This is a genomic window from Salinicola sp. 4072, assembly GCF_036663415.1.
Taxonomy (GTDB): domain Bacteria; phylum Pseudomonadota; class Gammaproteobacteria; order Pseudomonadales; family Halomonadaceae; genus Salinicola; species Salinicola salarius_A.
On record NZ_JAXOVV010000042.1, the window covers coordinates 1 to 16888 of the forward strand.

The following is a 16888-nucleotide window of genomic DNA, read 5'->3' on the forward strand; positions in this document are numbered from 1 at the left end:
CTCGACCAGTACGAGCGCCATCTGCAGTTCCTGCATCTCAACCGGATGGAGCCGGGCAGCATCAACATGCCCGACAGCCCCGAGCAGCCGCCAGGCTGATCCGCTCTCGTGCGACTCACCCTTGCCCCGGCCACTTGGCTGGGGCTTTTCGTTTCCGCCTCCTGGCGAGCGGGGCCGGTCATCGCGGAAACGACGTGCTACGCTCAATTTTGTCGATAACAAAAAAGCGAGGACACGGATGTGGGAGCCTTTACCTGGTGGGATACCGTCGTTCTGATCGTCTACGTGGTGGGGATTGCCTGGGTGGGCGCCCGCTTCGGCAAGGATCAGGAGAGCACGCAGGACTACTTCCTCGGCGGTCGCAAGAGGGGTATACCCGCGAGCAGGTCATCGATGACATTCTCGACCAGTACGAGCGCCATCTGCAGTTCCTGCATCTCAACCGGATGGAGCCGGGCAGCATCAACATGCCCGACAGCCCCGAGCAGCCGCCAGGCTGATCCGCTCTCGTGCGACTCACCCTTGCCCCGGCCACTTGGCTGGGGCTTTTCGTTTCCGCCTCCTGGCGAGCGGGGCCGGTCATCGCGGAAACGACGTGCTACGCTCAATTTTGTCGATAACAAAAAAGCGAGGACACGGATGTGGGAGCCTTTACCTGGTGGGATACCGTCGTTCTGATCGTCTACGTGGTGGGGATTGCCTGGGTGGGCGCCCGCTTCGGCAAGGATCAGGAGAGCACGCAGGACTACTTCCTCGGCGGTCGCAAGATTCCCGGCTGGGCGATCGGGCTGTCGGTGATGGCGACGCAGGCGAGTGCCATCACGTTCATCGGGGCCCCCGGCTGGGGATTCGAAGGCGGGCTGGAGCGTCTGGCGACGTTCATCAACGTACCGCTGGCGATGGCGGTGCTGATCGTGATTCTGGTGCCGATCTTTCACCGTGCCGGGATCTACAGCATTTACGAGCTGCTCGAACGCCGCTTCGGGGCGTTGACTCGGTCGCTGGCCGCGCTGCTGTTCCTGATCGCCCGCGGTCTCGCCACCGGCGTCGTGCTGTACGCGCCGGCGCTGGTGCTGTCGGTCGTCACCGGCTGGGATGTCAATCTGACCATCGTGCTGATGGCGGTGATCGCCGTGAGCTACACCGTGCTCGGCGGGATCAGCGCGGTGATCTGGACCGACGTGATCCAGATGTTCGTGCTGTGGCTGGGGGCGATCCTGAGCATGGTGCTGATGGTTTCGAGCCTGCCCGGCGGCTGGAGCGACGTGTTCGCCTACGGCGCCGCCAACGGCATGTTCGACACCATCGATCTGTCGCTCGACCCCACCGTGACCTACTCGCTGTGGGCCGGGTTGATCGGCGGCGTGGTGATGCATATCGCTTATTTCGGTACCGACCAGAGTCAGATCCAGCGAGTGCTGACCAGCCCGTCGATCGCCGAAGGGCAGCGTTCGCTGCTGATCGGCGGCTATCTGCTGGTGCCGCAGATGCTGCTGTTTCTGTTCATCGGCGTGATGCTGGCGGCCTACTACCAGCAGCATGGCCTGACCGCACCGGACAACCTGAACGAGCTGTTCCCGCGCTACGTGGTCAACGCTTTCCCCGTCGGGATTACCGGGCTGGTGATTGCCGGTGTCTTCGCCGCGGCAATGTCTAGCCTGGACTCTGCGCTCAATTCGCTCTCCGCGGTGACGGTTCGCGATTTCTATGCCCGCTACGTCAAGCCCGATGCCGACGAGAAGCATTATCTGAAGGCGTCGCGCTGGGCCACCATCTTCTGGGGGCTCTATGCCACGATGTTTGCGTTCTTCGCCGGCAACCTCGGGCCGGTCATCGAGGCCGTCAACCGCATCGGTTCCTGGTTCTACGGGGCGCTGCTGGGCACTTTCCTGCTGGCCGTGCTCAGCCATCGCAGCAATGGGCGCGGGGCGGTCGCCGGTATCGTCCTCGGCATGGCGGCGGTGTGGGCCGTCTCGCAGACGGACATCTCCTGGCTCTACCAGAACTTCGTCGGGCTGATCGTGTCGGTGGTCGTCGGCTACCTGGTGAGCCTGACGGCACCGGCACCGTCGGCGGCTCAGCTGTCGGATGTGGTGATCGACGAAACCGCGCCGGACATGCAGGCGATGCTCAAGGGCCGCCATGACGGTGCCGCCGAGATCGGCCGTGATGCCCGCCTGACGCGGCGTCGCTGCATCGGCTTGGTGGTGTGGTTCTTCGTCTCGCTGATCGTGTTAGGGCTATTGCAGGGCTGGGCCAATGGATGAGCTGAAGGCCGTGCCGCCGGAGCCGCTGGCGCGGCTGCCGCGGCGCGTGAACGCCGCCGATGCCGAACCCAGACTACGCCGGTTTGGCGCCGAGCGATTCGAACCGGCGTGGCTGTCGCTGTGGGCTGTGGCGATCGGTCGCGAGGCGACGACGCCGCTGGCTTGGCTCCTGGCCGCCGAGAACCTGCCCCGGGCGTTGTTGGCGGCGGGGGAGCTGGATTTGCAGCCGGCAGAGGACGACAAGGCGTTAGCGCTCGGCGGTGGCCAGCGACCGACGATTTCCCAGTTCGAGCGCTGGTGGCTCTGGGAGCGGCTGGCTCGGCCACGCCGCTGGTCGCTGCGCGTGCAACCGTCGACGATGCGCGCCGTCGAGCTGCCTCTGTGGCTGGGTTATTCCCAAGGGCGGCCGGGCTATTCTGAAGGGCGAGAGGACTATCGGCAGCGCCGCCAGACGCGGCTCATCGTTCTCAGCGGGCTCTCCGGCGAAGCGCTGGGAGCGCTCAAGCCTGCGGTGCTGACGGGGCTCCGCGATCGCTTGAACGCGAAGCCGCACGCTACGAGCCGGCAGGTTCGCGGCGACGATCCCGTACCGGGTTAGATCGCCTCGCCGCTGCGTTCCATGGCAACCAGCTGTTCCCGGCTGGGCAGGCCTTCCATGTCGCCGATGACCTGCACCTGGCGGGCGCCGATCAGGTTGCCGCGATGCAGCGCGGCTCGCCAGTCCAGCCCGTCCAGATAGGCGCTGACGATGCCCACCGCGAAGCCGTCGCCGGCGCCGACGGTGTCGATAACCTGCTTGACCGGCGAACCCTCGACGGTGCCTTCGCTGTCGGCGGTGCGGAAGTAGCTGCCTTCCGGCCCCAGCTTGATGACCACGACCTTGGCGCCCCGGTCGAGATAGTCTCCGGCGATGTCGTAGGCCGTTTCGCGACCGGTCAGCAAGCGCCCCTCGCTCAGACCCGGCATGACGATGTCGGCTTCGGCGGCCAGCGCGTTGAGCGTCTCGATCATGACCTTTTCGCTGGGCCACAGGCTGGGCCGCAGGTTGGGATCGAACGAGATCGACAGGCCGGCACCGCGAGCCCGACGCAACAGATGGAACGACAGCTCTCGTGCCGACTCGGAGATGGCCGGCGGGATTCCGGTGGCGTGAAGGTGACGTGCGGATTCCAGCGCCACGCCTTCGCTATCGGCTACGTTAAGGTAGCTGGCCGCGCTGCCCCGGCGAACGTACTCGACGTGAGGATCGGCACCGTCGACGGCGCGCTCCTTGAAGACCAGGCCGGTAGCGTGGATGTCATCGCGCTGCACGTGGCGGCAGTCCAGCCCTTCGGCCTCCAGCGCCCGCTGCAGGAAGGTGCCGTTGTGATCCGCGCCGACGCGACTGAGCCAGCGCACGTCGAAGCCCAGTCGTGACAGCCCGATCGCCACGTTGGTATCGGCACCGGCCGTGCGGCGGTGGAATCGCGTGACCTGGTCCAGCGGGCCGTCGTCGTCGGCGACGAACAGGGCCATGGCTTCACCGAAGGTCAGCACATCGTAGCGGGAATCGTGACGAGAATCGGGGCGGGAATCGGAACGGGGCATGGCGTCTCCTGGCTTGTGGGAAAGTTTTTGGGCGTCTTTGAGAAGGTCTTTTTTAAGCGCTCTCTGGAAAATCCCTTGGGGAAAGTTCGAGGTGGAGGCTTTCAGGCTCCGTCGGTTGACTGGCGCTTGCTCTCGAAGTGTCGATAGCGGGCGTTCAGGGTATCCACCAGACGCTGGCGCTGGGCGTCGTCGATGACTTCGACCTGGGCGGTGCCGAGCTGGGTGGCGAGATCGGCACCGTCGACCACACGGACATCGCGGCTGTCGCCGAGGTGCTCGGTTTCGTCATCGATGACCCAGCCCGGCAGCACGAGGATACCACTCACTGGCACGCTCAGTTTGGTGTGGCGCGACAGCCACTGGCGCAGCCAGACCGTCGAGAGTCGCACCTTGCGCAGCACCTGGCGTTCATTCCAGCCGCGGAAGCGCAGGCGTTCGTTTTCCACCGAGACGGTGTTGATGGGATGCCCTTCGAGATCGAGTGGAAAGTCGCGGGCCACGGTCTGGATCACGAACACGCCCTGGGGGGTCACCAGCACGTTGTCGATACTGTAGCTGTCGGCGGGGAAATCGTGGAAGACGAAGTAGGGTTTGGCCAGCGGCCGGATCAGATGATCCAGCGCCTGGCCCACCGCCAGCTCGCAGGCCAAGCTGCGCGTTAGGCGGCGCACGCGCTGCACGTCGCGCAGGATCAGAAAGCAGAACAGCATGGCCAGCAGGGTGCTGGCGACGCCGTACAGCGACCACTCCAGCCAGCTCTGCCTTTCGGCGAACAGCATGCGGCCCATCCCGTAGACCAACGGCATCAAGGTGAGCGTCGGCGCCAGCGTGGCATCGAGGAAGAACACCATTCGCGCTTTCTCGAGACGATCGCGATGGGCCTGGGCGATCTCGCGGATAGGCTTGCCGTCATGCGGAGAGCGAAGGCCGACGGTCTGCACGTCGCGCAGGGTGATGGCCACCAGAGCGGCGGCACCCAGGGGGGCGAGGAAGATCAGCGGCAGCACGTACTCCAACCAGGCCATGAGCGGGTGTCCTTGCGGCGTGGGCGGGAAGAGGCCCCATTCTAGCCGAGGTCGAGCGCCCTCTGCGATGTCGGTGCGCGAGACCTGCATCTTGCAGGTGTCGGATGACGGGATCGGCTAGGGTAAAACCAGCAATGAGATTCGACAGGAAACGTTTTTCGATGGAAAACACCGGGTTCGAAGGTATCAGTCAGAATATCGGGGTGCTGGCCGAGTTCGTGTCGCGTCATCCGCGGTTGTTCGTGCTCACGGGGGCCGGGGTGAGTACCGATTGCGGCATTCCCGACTATCGCGATGCGCGCGGCGACTGGAAGCGGCCGCCGCCGGTCAGTCACCAGGCCTTCATGGGCAGCCACGGCGTGCGGCAACGTTACTGGGCCCGTAGTCTGGTCGGGTTCCGGGCACTGGCGGCCGCTCATCCGGGGAAGGCACACGCGGCGTTGACTGCACTGGAGCGCCAGTCGCGAATCACCTCGCTGGTGACCCAGAACGTCGATGGCCTGCACCAACGCGCCGGCGCCCGCCGCGTCATCGATCTGCACGGTCAGGCCGACGTGGTGAAGTGCATGAGCTGTGGCGCGACCCTGATGCGTCACGCGCTGCACGATGAACTGGCGCAGCGTAACCCCCGGTGGCTGTCATTGAGCGCCGAGGTGGGGCCGGACGGTGACGCCGATCTCGACGGTTACGACTTCTCGACGTTCGAAGTGCCGAACTGCCATCGCTGTCGCATCGGCATTCTCAAGCCGGACGTGGTGTTCTTCGGCGACAACGTGCCCAGGCCCCGCGTCGAACAGGCCTTTCAGGCGCTGGAGGAGGCCTCGGGGATGCTGGTGGTCGGCTCGTCGCTGATGGTCTATTCGGGGTTTCGCTTCGCCCGCCAGGCAGCCAAACGCGGCAAGCCGATTGCCTGCGTCAATCTCGGCAAGACGCGGGCGGATGAGCTGTTCGATCTCAAGATCAGCGCGCCGATCGGCCCGACCCTGACGGCACTGGTCGACGCGCTGGAACTGCCGCAACGCCAGGCACGCTGAGACGACAGAACCCGGCCGAAGCCGGGTTCCAGATTGGCGATGAATCACTTCACGGTCACTTGCGCGTCGGCGGTGCCATGAATTCGGGGCCGACCGGATCCTTGATGTGCCGGGTCAGAATCGCATCGATATCGACCATGTCTTCGTCGCTCAGCTTCCAGCCGGTGATGTCGCCCAGCGGTTCGACCTGCTCCGGCTTGCGGGCGCCCCACAGCGCGACGATGTTGGGAGAGCGATCGAGAATCCAGCGCACGGCCAGCGCCAGCACGCTCTTGTCATGGCGCGTGCGCGCCAGTTCGGCCAGCGCATCGACGGCGGCCAGATACTGGGCGAACCGCGGTGACAGGAACTTGGGATCGCTGTTGCGCAGATCGTCACCGTTGAAGGTATAGCCTTCGTGCATCTTGCCGGTAAGCAGGCCGCGGCACAGCGCGCCGTAGGTCAACAACGTCAGGTCGTTGTTCTCGGCGTAGGGCAGAATCTCGTTGTCGATGTCGCGCTCGAACAGGTTGTAGGGCGGCTGCAGAGTGTGGAGCGGCGCCGCCTGGCGGAAGGTGTCGCACTGCTCGGGGGAGAAGTTGCTGACGCCGATCGCCCGGATCTTGCCCGCGCGATGGAAGCGCGCCATCGCCTCGGCGGTCTCCTGAATGTCGACCAGCGGGTCCGGCCAGTGGATCTGGTAAAGATCGATATGGTCGGTGTTCAGCCGGCGCAGAGAGTCGTCGAGCTCCTTCTCCAGCCGCTTCGCCGTGGCGTTGCGGGCCACGCTTGCATCGTCGTACCACTCGAGGCCGGCTTTGGTCGCCAGCACCAGCTTGTCACGCTGGCCGGCCTGGGCGACGGCCTTGCCGACGACCTCTTCCGAGTGGCCGAAGCCATAGGCCGGGGCGGTGTCGATCAGGTTGACGCCCTGGTCGATGGCGGCATGAATGGTGCGGATGGCATTGGCGTCGTCGGTGCCGCCCCACTGGCGGCCGCCCATGGCCCAGGTGCCGAGGCCAATGCGTGATGTGACGATATCCGTACCCGGTAATGTCAATGTTTCCATCTTGTCCTCATTTGACGATGAATCGAGTCCCTACAGAGTGGCGGGGCATGTCGTCTTCGGCAAGCCGGACCTTTGGCGCGTCGTGTCTTCAAGGGTTCGGTTTTTCAGCGACTCGTATCGGCGCCGGTGGTCGTTACTGGAATGTCCGGTTCGGTGGGGTCGCCATCGGCGAAGACCGATACTGGCTCGGGATTCAGGTAGAGGATGCGATCGCCGTCGCGAATCTGTGCGCTGAGACGGTAGAGATCGTCGGGGTCGATCGCCTCGGCGGCATACTGCAGGGTGATGGGAATCGGAAGTTGGCCCAGCTGTTCGTAGCGGCTGCTGGCCAGCACGTCGCCCGTGGAGATGTCCTTCAACTGGACTTCCAGCGTGGCGGAGTCGGGCAGCGTGATCGGCTTTTCGGAGACCACGCGGGCGGCCAGCGTGTCGAACTGGGGCCCGCCGGCGCAGCCCGCCAGCACGACGAGCGCAGACAGGATGGTGACGAGACGCAAAGGTCGCGGAACCCTGGGCAAAAGCATCGGAACCCCTCGAGGTGGAACGGTGAAATGGTGGATGGAACTTGGGAAAGTCTGGCATCGAAGCGTGCGGCACGACGACCGTGCGGTTATGACAAGCCAGCGTGTGGGAAATTCCCGCTGATCGGAACAGCGACGAGGGCCGATCAGCCGCCGGCGAGCTTGACCTTGAAACCGCGCGACTCCAGCTCGCGCTTGAGCACTTCGCGATGATCGCCCTGGATTTCGATCACGCCATCCTTGACCGCGCCGCCGGTGCCGCAGCGCTTCTTCAGTGCCTTGGCCAGGGTTTTCAGCTCGTCATGGGTCAGCGGGACGCCCTGGATCGTGGTCACGCCCTTGCCCTTGCGACCGCTGGTTTCGCGGCGGATGCGCACGATGCCGTCCAAGGCGGCGATGCGCTCGGCCTCCTCGCGTTCGTGGCAAAGGCAGTCGGCCCGTGGCCGGCGGCAGTCGGGGCAGGTCTCGCCGTGTTCGGTGGAGTAGACCAGGCCGCGTAGCTGATCCTGTAACGAAGGCATGAGAACTCCGAATCAAGACATGAAAGGCGCATGATAACGCGGCCGTTCGCGCGAAAACGACCGATTCCGAAATGACCGCGGCCCGAGCGGTTGGCTCGGGCCGCGAGTCGAGATTCATGCCAAGGGGGTCAGAGATTGCTGGCGGCGAGGGCGGGGATCAGCCTGTCGATGGCGGCCGGCAGTTCATCCATCTGACGGATGCCGATGGCACCGGCGGGTGTCGCCTCGCGCTCGGGGAAGCGGTTGATGTGGACGACCCGCATGCCGGCTGCCAATGCCGCGCGTACACCGACCTGAGCGTCATCGATGACCACGCAGTCGGCGGGCGCGAAACCCATGTCCCGCCCGGCGTGGAGGAACAGGCCCGGCTCCGGTTTCCAGCTGCCCACGGTATAGGCGCTATAGATGTTGTCGCCGAAGAAACCGCTCAGCCCGGTGCTGTCCAGCGCCCGGCGGATCTTGTGCTCGGGGCCGTTGGAGGCGACGCAGCGCGGCAGCGCACCGAGAGCGTCCAGTGCTTGTGCCACGCCATCGAGGGGCTGAAGCTCGGTGGCCATGCGTTCGTGCATTTCCTGGCGCATGGCGGTCTCGGCCTGCTCGCGGACCCCATCTTCCAGGCGTCCGTAGACACGCTCCAGGTGCGCGACGATGTTGGCAAAGCGAGTGCCACGGAAATCGCGCATGTAGTCGCTGGCCTGAAAAGGGAGCCCGGCCTGGGTCAGGCATTTGGCCATGATTTCGGCCAGCAGCGGTTCGCTGTCGACCAGGGTGCCGTCGCAATCGAATAGCAAACAGAGCGGATCGGGCATGATGGGTCGCCTCGAGGGCGCAGTCGGTGAGTTCGAATTGGCAAGCGAGTGGGGCCCGCCTGTCGCTGAAAATCGCTCTAGGGAAACACTGATTAACTACTGCGCTCGATAGCTTGATCGCTGGCGGTGCTCAGAATCCTCATTTAACACCGCGTAAACTCCGGTTCTTGCGCACCGGCAGCGACCAATCTCCCATCGCTCGCGACGTAAATCAGAGCTTCCCAGTGTCCCGATTATCGGCGCCGTAACCGGAAACCTTGAACATAGGATTACGGAACACTGTTTTCAATCTCGATTTCAACTTTAGTCGTCCCGATTCACCTTGACAAGCCGGGATGGGGAAAATGCTCACTCGCTGCACATTCCTGCTGAAACCCATCATTTTCCGATGAATGCCTTCGATTCAGTCGCGCTCCCGCTGCAGGTTGAGTTATATCCCGCTGAAGCCTTTCAACGTCCTCGCCAATGGCTTCTCCTCATGCGTTCGAGCCGCTAGACCAGCACGCTGACCTTCACGTCGCCTTCGCGGTGGGTGACGTTGACGCTGACATCGTTGGCGTGCCGGGCCAACGAGAGATCGAGGGTGGCGTCGCCGACGCGCAGCCGCTGGATCGACAGGTGGTTGATCCACACCGGCAGGCGGGGATAGTCGAAGCGCAGATGCGGAGATTCGGCGCTGAAGGTCAGACCGAGACACGCCTGCAGCATCTGGAATACGCTGCCCGCCGCCCACGCCTGGGGCGAGCAGGCCACGGGATAGCGCGTCGGCCCTTGCGAGGGTTCGCGCGCGAAGCCGCAGAAGAGTTCGGGCAAGCGGTAATCCTCCATGTGCATGGCGGCCTCGAACAGCCCGGTCATGATGCGGATAGCGGCCTCCTGGTAGCCGTAGCGGGCCAGCCCCTGGGCGATCATGGCATTGTCGTGCGGCCATACCGAGCCATTGTGGTAGGACATCGGGTTGAAGCGAGCCTCGCCTTCGGCCAGGGTACGAATGCCGAAGCCGTTGAAACCTTCTGTGGAAAGCAGTGTTCGCGCCAGCGTGCTGGCCCGCTCCGGTAGCGCGATCCCACTCCACAAGGCGTGGCCGGCGTTGGAGGCGCGAACGGCGCACGGGGTCTTGTCGCCATCCAGTGCCAGGGCGTAGCTGGCGATGTCGTCGCGCCAGAAGGCGGCATCGAAGCGCTGCTGCAACGTATCGGCTTCCCGCTCCAGGCGCGTGGCCATCTCCGGCTTTTCCAGCAGCCGTGCCAGCCTGGCGGCACCACGCTTGGCGGCGAACACGTAGCCCTGAACCTCGCACAAGGCGATGGGACCCTCGGCACTACGGCCGTCGGCATGAAACACGGAATCGGCGGAGTCCTTCCAGCCCTGCTGTGTCAGTCCGCCATGACGGCTGGCCTCGTATTCGACGAAGCCGTCGCCATCGAGATCGCCATATCGATCGATCCAGTGCAGTGCCTGTTCCAGCGCCGGCCACAGCTGGCGGATGAACGCCGTGTCCCCGCTACGCGCCTGATAGGCGTCGGCCAATACCACGAACAGCGGCGTCGAATCGACGCTGCCGTAGTAGCGTCCGAAGGGAACCTCGCCGAGCCGCGCCATTTCGCCGTCGCGGGTTTCGTGCAGGATCTTGCCGGGGGAGGCGTCGGACTGGGCATTTTGGTCCTCGGCCTGGGTGGCGGCGAGAAACCCCAGCACGCCGCGCGCCAGATCGGGAGCCAGCCACAGGGTCTGCAGCGCGGTGATCAGTCCATCGCGCCCGAACGCCGTACTGAACCAGGGCACCCCGGCGTAGGGATAGGGCCCATGCGGCGTATCGCTGACCAGCATCTGCAGATCGGCGGCGGAGCGTGTCATCCACTCGTTGAACTGCTCGTTGTCGGAGTAGAGCGAGCCGACCAGGGCGCGATCGTGGGCCCGCCGGGCGCCGATCCGATGCACGGCGGTGTCGAAGTCCAGTGCCTGTTCCGGTGCTTTCCCTTCCTCGCAGGCGACACTGAGTTCGAGCGTGACCGTCTGCTGGGAGGCCAATTCCAGCTCATGAACCAGATACTGGCCGTTTTCCGCCTCATCGACACGCACCGGGCGGTCGCATCGAATGCGCGTCTGACTCGTTCGGCCATCGAGACCACGGTAACGGAAGAGCACGGCCTGTCCGTCCCGGGTCGGCGCGAGCCGCTCCCCGCGCTGGGCGCGCTGGCGTCCGCGGATTTCGAAGATATCGGCGTAGTCGGCGGCCACCAGCACACCGAGCCGCAACCTGGCGGTGGCAGTGCCGTAGTTGGTGATGCGGATACGCTCGTGCAGCACCCCGTCCCAGAGCACCTTGGTGCGGCGCAGATGCACCGTATCCTTGGCTACCTCGGCGCTGGCCGGCACGGTGAGGTCCACGCTGAATCCCTGGTTGTCGCGGTTGACCGCCGAATTGAGCAGCAACGGCCGCTGGCCATCGACATCCAGCTCGAGCCGCGACAGATAGCGGGTTCCCTCATGGTAGAGCCCCTGTTCGCCGAGGCCGACCGGCTGGATGTCTCCCAGCCGATCGAAAAGGGCGAAGGTCTCGCCCTGTTTGAGCACCTGGGTGGGTGAATCCGCGCGTGCCGAACTGGCGTTGACGTACCACTGATCGTTGACGCGAATCGTATCGTTCATGACCGACTCCTCAAGCGACGGCGGCATGCAGGGGAATACGCTGGCGGGGGCCATGCGGGCCGTTCCCGGAGTCGAGCAGGCGCTGATAGCAGCTCAGGTAACCTTCGGTCATCGCCGAGACCGAGAAGTGCCGCTCGAAGTAGCGCCGACATGCCCGGCGGTCGATCTTCTCGATATGCGCCAGCGCGGCGACTGCCTGATCGACGTTGTCGACCACCCGGCCGCTGACGCCATCGCGCATGACTTCGGGCACCGAGCCCCGCCGGAAGGCGACGACCGGAGTGCCGCAGGCCATGGCCTCGATCATCACCAGGCCGAACGGTTCGGGCCAGGCGATCGGGAACAGCAGCGCGCGGGCATTGCCGAGGAAATCGTTCTTTTCTCTTTCGCCGATCTCGCCGATGTATTCCACCTGCGGATGGGAGAGCAGCGGTTTGATGCAGCTATCGAAATAGTCCTTGTCGCCCTGGACGTCGGCGGGCTTGGCGGCCAGCTTGATCGGCAACCCGGCGCGCAGGGCGATTTCGATCGCCGTATGCGGCGCCTTCTCCGGCGAGAAACGGCCGATGAAGGCGAGATAGTCGCCACCGTCGGGATTGAGACGGTAGAGCGACTCGGGCACGCCGTTGTAGACGGTATCGAGCCAGTTGACGCCACGCAGCGGCTGGCGCTGATGATTGGAGATCGATACCAGCGGCTCGTGGGGGAAACGCGCGAACAGCGGATAGGCGTCGCTGATGTCGAGCCTGCCGTGCAAGGTGGTGAGATGCGGCACGGACAGATAACGCAATGGCAGGAAGTGAGCGTGATAGTCGGTATGGAAGTGGATCACGTCGAAATCGTCGGCGCGTTCGAGCACGCTGTCGATCTGGGCGAGCAGGGGCGAGATCCTGTCGACCACCAGCTCGTCGCCGCGCATGGCGCGCTCGCACATCGGCACCAGTTCCGCGGCGGTTCGCGAATCGCCGCTGGCGAAAAGCGTCACTTCATGGCCCTGGGCGACCAACGCTTCGGTGAGATAGGAAACGACGCGTTCGGTACCGCCGTACTGCTTGGGTGGAACGGATTCGTTGAGGGGAGCGACTTGGGCGATTCTCATCCTGATATTCCTCCGATCGCTAAACGGAAAAACGCAGCCACAGAATGAACGCGGCGCTGGCGGGGCACGCCAACGCCACCAGCCAGGCCGAAACGAAACGGGTTATAGGGACTGTCGACAGAAATTCAAGCGCGCCGTGTCGAAAAACGGCCCTAGCCGCTATCGGGGCCGAAGGTCTGCGGCAGATAAAGCGTCAGCTCGGGGAAGGCGATCAGCACACCGATCACCACCAGCATCACCAGCAGGTAGATCATCGTCGTGCCCAGCGCCTTGAGCAGGGGGATGCCGCCGATCTTGGCCGAGATCATGAGGCAGAGCCCGTAGGGCGGGGTGATCAGCCCCAAGCCGAGTGCCATGACGCTGATCACGCCGAATTGCAGCGGGTCGACGCCGGCCTGGGCCGCCAGGGGCTGGAAGATCGGCGCCAGGATCGCCATCGCTGGTAGCGAATCCATGAAGGTGCCCACCAGCAGCATGACGATGGTCGCGATGATCAAAAGCGTGGTCGGATCGCTGATTTCCACGCCGGCCATCAACTGCGGCGGAATCCGATAGAAGCTGATCAGATAGCCGAAGATCGCCGCGCCGACCAGGCTGAACAGCGACAGCGAGCAGAGCCGCACGGTATCGGTGGAGGCATCCAGCACGCTCCTGAAGGTCAGTTCGCGATAGACCACGAAACCCAGAATCAGCGCGTAGAGCACGGCCATCACCGCAGCCTCGGTGGGCGTGACGATACCCAGCGTGATGCCGCCGATGATCAGTACCGGAATGCCGGCGGCGAGCAGGCCATCCTTGCCCGAACTTGCCAGCTGCCTGAGCGTGGCGCGCTTTCGTGTCGGCACGTCATAGCGGCGCACGTAGCCGAGGTTGAGCAGCAACTGCGCGGCGGCGATCAGAATCCCCGGCACGATGCCGCCGAGAAACAGCCCGGCGATCGAGGTGCTGGTGAGCGCGCCCCACACGATCATGTTGATCGACGGCGGAATGATGATCCCCATCACCGAAGAGGCGGCCGTCACCGCGACGCTGAAGTGGGTCGGGTAACCTTCCTTTTTCATGGCCGGGATCAATACCGTACCGATACCCGCACTGTCGGCCGTCGACGACCCCGAAACGCCGGCGAACAGCATGCTGACCAGCACGTTGACGTGGGCCAGTGCCCCTTTGACATGCCCGACCAGATTGAGGCACAGCGTGATCAGGCGGTCGGTGATGCGGGCGGCATTCATCAGATTGCCGGCGAGCAGGAACAGCGGCACCGCCAGCAGCACGAAGGAGTCCATGCCGTAGTACATGCGCTGGAACAGAATCCACGGCGTCAGGCGCGGATCGAGCACGATGATGCCAAACGAGGTGAGCACCAGCGACATCGCGATCGGCACGCCCAGCACGATGAGGACGCCGAGCAGCGCGAACAGCAGCCACGGCAGCAGGTAGAGCCAGTCGGCAGGCATCATCGCGGGGTCTCCTTCTCGTGTGACGAGGGCAAATCGAAGTCTTGCGTGGGCGGGGCGCTCGGATGGGCCGGATCGATGAGCTCGTCGATCTCGGAAGGCGTATCGAGCTCGCTTTCCATGGCATCGACGCCTCGGCTGGCGGTCATCAGCAGGCGCTGCAGGCTGAACAGCACGATCAGCACGCCGCTGACGAGGAAGGTCGAATAGGTCACGACCATCGGCAACTGCGAGGCGCTGGCAATCCGGTTGAAACCGGAAAGGGCGAAGGCCTGGCCGAAGACGACGAAGATCAGCCCGACGGTCAGGCAGGCGACATCGCGGATCACTCGGGTCATCCGGTCGGGGCGGGAACCGCGGGGGAAAGCCTCGAGCACGAAGTGATCGGCATGCAGCACGCCGATCGCGGTGCCCAGCATGATCATCCACTGGAAGGCGAAACGGCTCATCTCCTCGGTCCAGTAGAGCCTCGGCAGGAAGCCCAGGTTGCGGCTGACGATCTGATAGACGATCAGCACGATGAAACTGGCCAGCAAGAACAGCAACACCCCGTGAAGGAGGCGTTCCAGCTGGCGGTTGACGCGGCCCAGGGCCGTTGCGAATGCCATGACACGACTCCTTTACTGGGTATTGATGATGAGTTCATAGAGATCGCGCAGCCCCATGTCGTCGATCACCTGGCCCAGCGGGCCGGCGACGATCTGCTGCATGCGCTCGCGATCCATCGGGTAGAAGGTGGCGCCTTCGGCCTTGAGCTTGTCGCGGGACTCCTTGTCGAGACGGATCTGCAGGTTCCGCGCGTACTGCTCGCTCTCGTCGGCAGCGGCCTGTACCGCCTGCTGCTCGGAGGGCGTGAGCGACTCCCAGGTATCGTCGGAAATGGTCAGCAAGCGCACGGTGATGTCGTGTTCGGAAAGCCCGATATGGGGCGCGACTTCATGGAAGCGCATGCGGTAGATCCACTCCGCCTCGTTGAGCAGGCCGTCGATGGCGCCCAGCTGCAGCCCGGTGTAGATCTCCTTGTAGGCCATGACCGTGGGCTGGGTGCCCAGCGCTGCCCAGGCCGTGATCACCGGCCGGGTCGGATTGGTGCGCAGCTTCATGCCTTCGAGATCGTCGAGCGTTTCCAGCGGGCGGGTACTGACGATCTGACGGGTGCTGCCGCCGTAGTAGGCGAGCACCTTGACGCCGGTTTCCGCCTCGATGCGCTGGGCGATCTCCTGGCCGGCCTCGCCATCCAGCACGTGCCGCCAATGATCGAGATCGCGATACAGAAACGGAATCGAGAAGATGCTGGCGGTATGCGAGAACTCCGAGATCAAGCCGGGATTGATGATCGAGAAATCCAGCGCACCCGCGGTCTGCTGCTCGAACATCTCGGTTTCATGACCGAGCACCGAATTGCTGTAGAGGTTCACCGTGAGTTCGCCGTCGGTTTTCTCTTCCAGCAACTGTTTGAAGCGCTCCGCGCTCAGGTGGTAGGCGGTATCCTCCGTGGCGCCGTGGCCGAAGATCAGCTCGCGGGCTTCGGCCGGCGTGGCGAGCGCGGCGAAAAGAAGGCCCGTGGCGACGATGAGCCGCCAGCCGGACAGATAGCGTGGAACCTCGTGAAATCTCATGGTGACTCCTGGGGGCGATCGAGCGAGGGTTGGGAGCTGGCGCGAACCATCAACGGTGCCTCGAGGACGATGCGTTCGCGTTCGCCGTCGGGCGTCCGTATCCGCTTCAGGGCCAGTTCGGCGGCGCGGCGGCCGATCGACCGCGGGTGGGTCGCGATACTGGTCAATGCGGGGTCGGTGAGGGCGGCTTCATCGATGTCGTCGACGCCGACCACCGCGCAGTCCTGCCCCGCGCGCAGGCCAAGATGGGAAAGCGCCAGCAGCGCTCCCAGCGCGACCAGGTCGTTGTGGCAGATCAGGGCCGTGGGCGCGTCGTCGCCACGCATCAGCTCGAGGGTGATTTCGCGCCCTGCGCAACGGGTCAGCGGGCCGCGAACGATGCGCGACAGGTCATCGAGTCCGGCCTCGTGCATGGCCTGTCGGTAGCCCGCGAGACGTTCGCGGTCGGCGGAATGATCGGCGGTTCCCGCGAGCAGGGTGATACGACGATGCCTCAGGGCGACCAGATGACGAACGGCGTTGGCGACGCCGGCCCGAAGGTCCGCGCCGACATAGTCGCCGAGCGGTGACGGGCCGACGTGCCGCATGACCTCGATGCAGGGCATGCCCCAGTCGGCGATCGTTTCGATCAACGACGCAGGCGTCTCCTCTGCGGGGCACAACAGCAGCGCATCGACCCGATGTTCCCGCATGCGTGCCAGGAAGCGCGCCTGGCGGGCCAGGCTGTCGCCGCTGCTGGCCAGAAAGGGAACGTAATCGGCGTCCTGCAGTGTCTCGTCGATGCCCGCCATCAGGGCACCGAAGAACGGGTTGGCGATATCGTGGACGACGACGCCGAGCGTTGCCGTGCGAGCGCTTCTCAAGGTCGCCGCGCCGCGATTGTAGACATAGCCCAGTTCCGTCATCGCCTCCCGAACCCGAGCGCGAGTCGATTCGGCAACCAGCTCGCTACCTTGCATCACCAGCGACACGGTCGAGCGGGAGACGCCGGCATGGGCCGCGATATCCCTCAGCGTGACGCGAGGGCGGGATGAGTTCCTGACGTTTTCGGGCATGCTGCATTCCGTTTTGGATCGATCCAAAAAGCTGTCAGCAGGTTAGTCGTGCCATAGGAATGCGCCTATTCGCCTTTAGTGGAAAACGATGTCGGTGAACTAGGGTCTGTTGACGTTTCACATGGGCAGCCATAAAAAACCACAAGCTAAGGCCACCATGCTTTCGTAGTTTCGCTTGAGCTTGTCGTAACGCG

16 protein-coding genes are annotated in these 16888 nt (G+C 64.4%); 4 read left to right on the forward strand and 12 right to left on the reverse strand.

The window, feature by feature from the left end; translation table 11 throughout:
• The first annotated feature begins 257 nt into the window (after positions 1-257).
• The 3 genes from R3F72_RS17675 (at position 258) to R3F72_RS17685 (ending at position 2865) form a co-directional block, all read left to right on the forward strand.
• On the forward strand, positions 258-500 hold the full coding sequence (locus R3F72_RS17675) for a hypothetical protein (protein ID WP_332780382.1): 243 nt from the start codon (positions 258-260) through the stop codon (positions 498-500).
• A gap of 141 nt (positions 501-641) precedes the next feature.
• Entirely contained in the window at positions 642-2267 is a 1626-nt protein-coding gene (locus R3F72_RS17680; RefSeq protein WP_087720090.1) for a sodium:solute symporter, read from the forward strand.
• The gene (locus R3F72_RS17685) at positions 2260-2865 is read left to right on the forward strand and encodes a hypothetical protein (RefSeq protein WP_332780374.1); all 606 of its coding nucleotides are present in this window, start codon (positions 2260-2262) and stop codon (positions 2863-2865) included. Before R3F72_RS17680 ends, R3F72_RS17685 begins: the two co-directional genes overlap by 8 nt.
• Here R3F72_RS17685 and R3F72_RS17690 read toward each other — a convergent pair.
• Both R3F72_RS17690 and R3F72_RS17695 read right to left on the reverse strand, forming a co-directional pair.
• Positions 2862-3854 (reverse strand): sugar kinase, encoded by a 993-nt coding sequence (locus R3F72_RS17690; RefSeq protein ID WP_303853838.1) that lies wholly within the window; start codon positions 3852-3854, stop codon positions 2862-2864. The genes R3F72_RS17685 and R3F72_RS17690 overlap by 4 nt on opposite strands.
• A 101-nt stretch (positions 3855-3955) precedes the next feature.
• A complete protein-coding gene (locus tag R3F72_RS17695; RefSeq protein ID WP_303853840.1) occupies positions 3956-4879 on the reverse strand; it encodes a nuclease-related domain-containing protein in 924 nt (307 codons plus the stop codon).
• Positions 4880-5040: 161 nt separating this feature from the next.
• Between R3F72_RS17695 and R3F72_RS17700 the strand changes: the two genes are divergently transcribed.
• On the forward strand, positions 5041-5913 hold the full coding sequence (locus tag R3F72_RS17700; RefSeq protein WP_332780375.1) for an NAD-dependent protein deacetylase: 873 nt from the start codon (positions 5041-5043) through the stop codon (positions 5911-5913).
• Positions 5914-5968: 55 nt separating this feature from the next.
• Here R3F72_RS17700 and R3F72_RS17705 read toward each other — a convergent pair whose 3' ends face one another.
• From R3F72_RS17705 to R3F72_RS17750, 10 genes are all read right to left on the reverse strand, one after another.
• Positions 5969-6961: an aldo/keto reductase gene (locus R3F72_RS17705; protein WP_332780376.1), complete on the reverse strand. Its 993-nt coding sequence runs from the start codon at positions 6959-6961 to the stop codon at positions 5969-5971.
• Positions 6962-7065: 104 nt separating this feature from the next.
• Positions 7066-7485 carry a YbaY family lipoprotein gene (locus R3F72_RS17710; protein ID WP_332780377.1) on the reverse strand — a complete coding sequence of 140 codons (420 nt, stop codon included), beginning with the start codon at positions 7483-7485 and terminating at the stop codon, positions 7066-7068.
• Between the two features lie 143 nt (positions 7486-7628).
• A complete protein-coding gene (locus R3F72_RS17715) occupies positions 7629-8003 on the reverse strand; it encodes a translation initiation factor Sui1 (RefSeq protein WP_087720084.1) in 375 nt (124 codons plus the stop codon).
• A gap of 128 nt (positions 8004-8131) precedes the next feature.
• Positions 8132-8812 carry an HAD family hydrolase gene (locus tag R3F72_RS17720; RefSeq protein ID WP_087720083.1) on the reverse strand — a complete coding sequence of 227 codons (681 nt, stop codon included), beginning with the start codon at positions 8810-8812 and terminating at the stop codon, positions 8132-8134.
• Between the two features lie 492 nt (positions 8813-9304).
• The gene (locus tag R3F72_RS17725; protein WP_087720082.1) at positions 9305-11464 is read right to left on the reverse strand and encodes an amylo-alpha-1,6-glucosidase; all 2160 of its coding nucleotides are present in this window, start codon (positions 11462-11464) and stop codon (positions 9305-9307) included.
• A 10-nt stretch (positions 11465-11474) separates the two neighbouring features.
• Entirely contained in the window at positions 11475-12563 is a 1089-nt protein-coding gene (locus tag R3F72_RS17730) for a glycosyltransferase family 4 protein (protein ID WP_087720081.1), read from the reverse strand.
• 152 nt (positions 12564-12715) lie between these two features.
• A complete protein-coding gene (locus tag R3F72_RS17735) occupies positions 12716-14023 on the reverse strand; it encodes a TRAP transporter large permease (protein ID WP_332780378.1) in 1308 nt (435 codons plus the stop codon).
• The gene (locus R3F72_RS17740) at positions 14020-14628 is read right to left on the reverse strand and encodes a TRAP transporter small permease (protein ID WP_332780379.1); all 609 of its coding nucleotides are present in this window, start codon (positions 14626-14628) and stop codon (positions 14020-14022) included. The genes R3F72_RS17735 and R3F72_RS17740 overlap by 4 nt, the downstream gene beginning before the upstream one ends.
• A gap of 12 nt (positions 14629-14640) precedes the next feature.
• Complete coding sequence (locus R3F72_RS17745; protein ID WP_332780380.1) at positions 14641-15639, reverse strand: TRAP transporter substrate-binding protein; 999 nt, start codon at positions 15637-15639, stop codon at positions 14641-14643.
• The gene (locus tag R3F72_RS17750; protein WP_332780381.1) at positions 15636-16694 is read right to left on the reverse strand and encodes a LacI family DNA-binding transcriptional regulator; all 1059 of its coding nucleotides are present in this window, start codon (positions 16692-16694) and stop codon (positions 15636-15638) included. The genes R3F72_RS17745 and R3F72_RS17750 overlap by 4 nt, the downstream gene beginning before the upstream one ends.
• Positions 16695-16888: the final 194 nt, after the last annotated feature.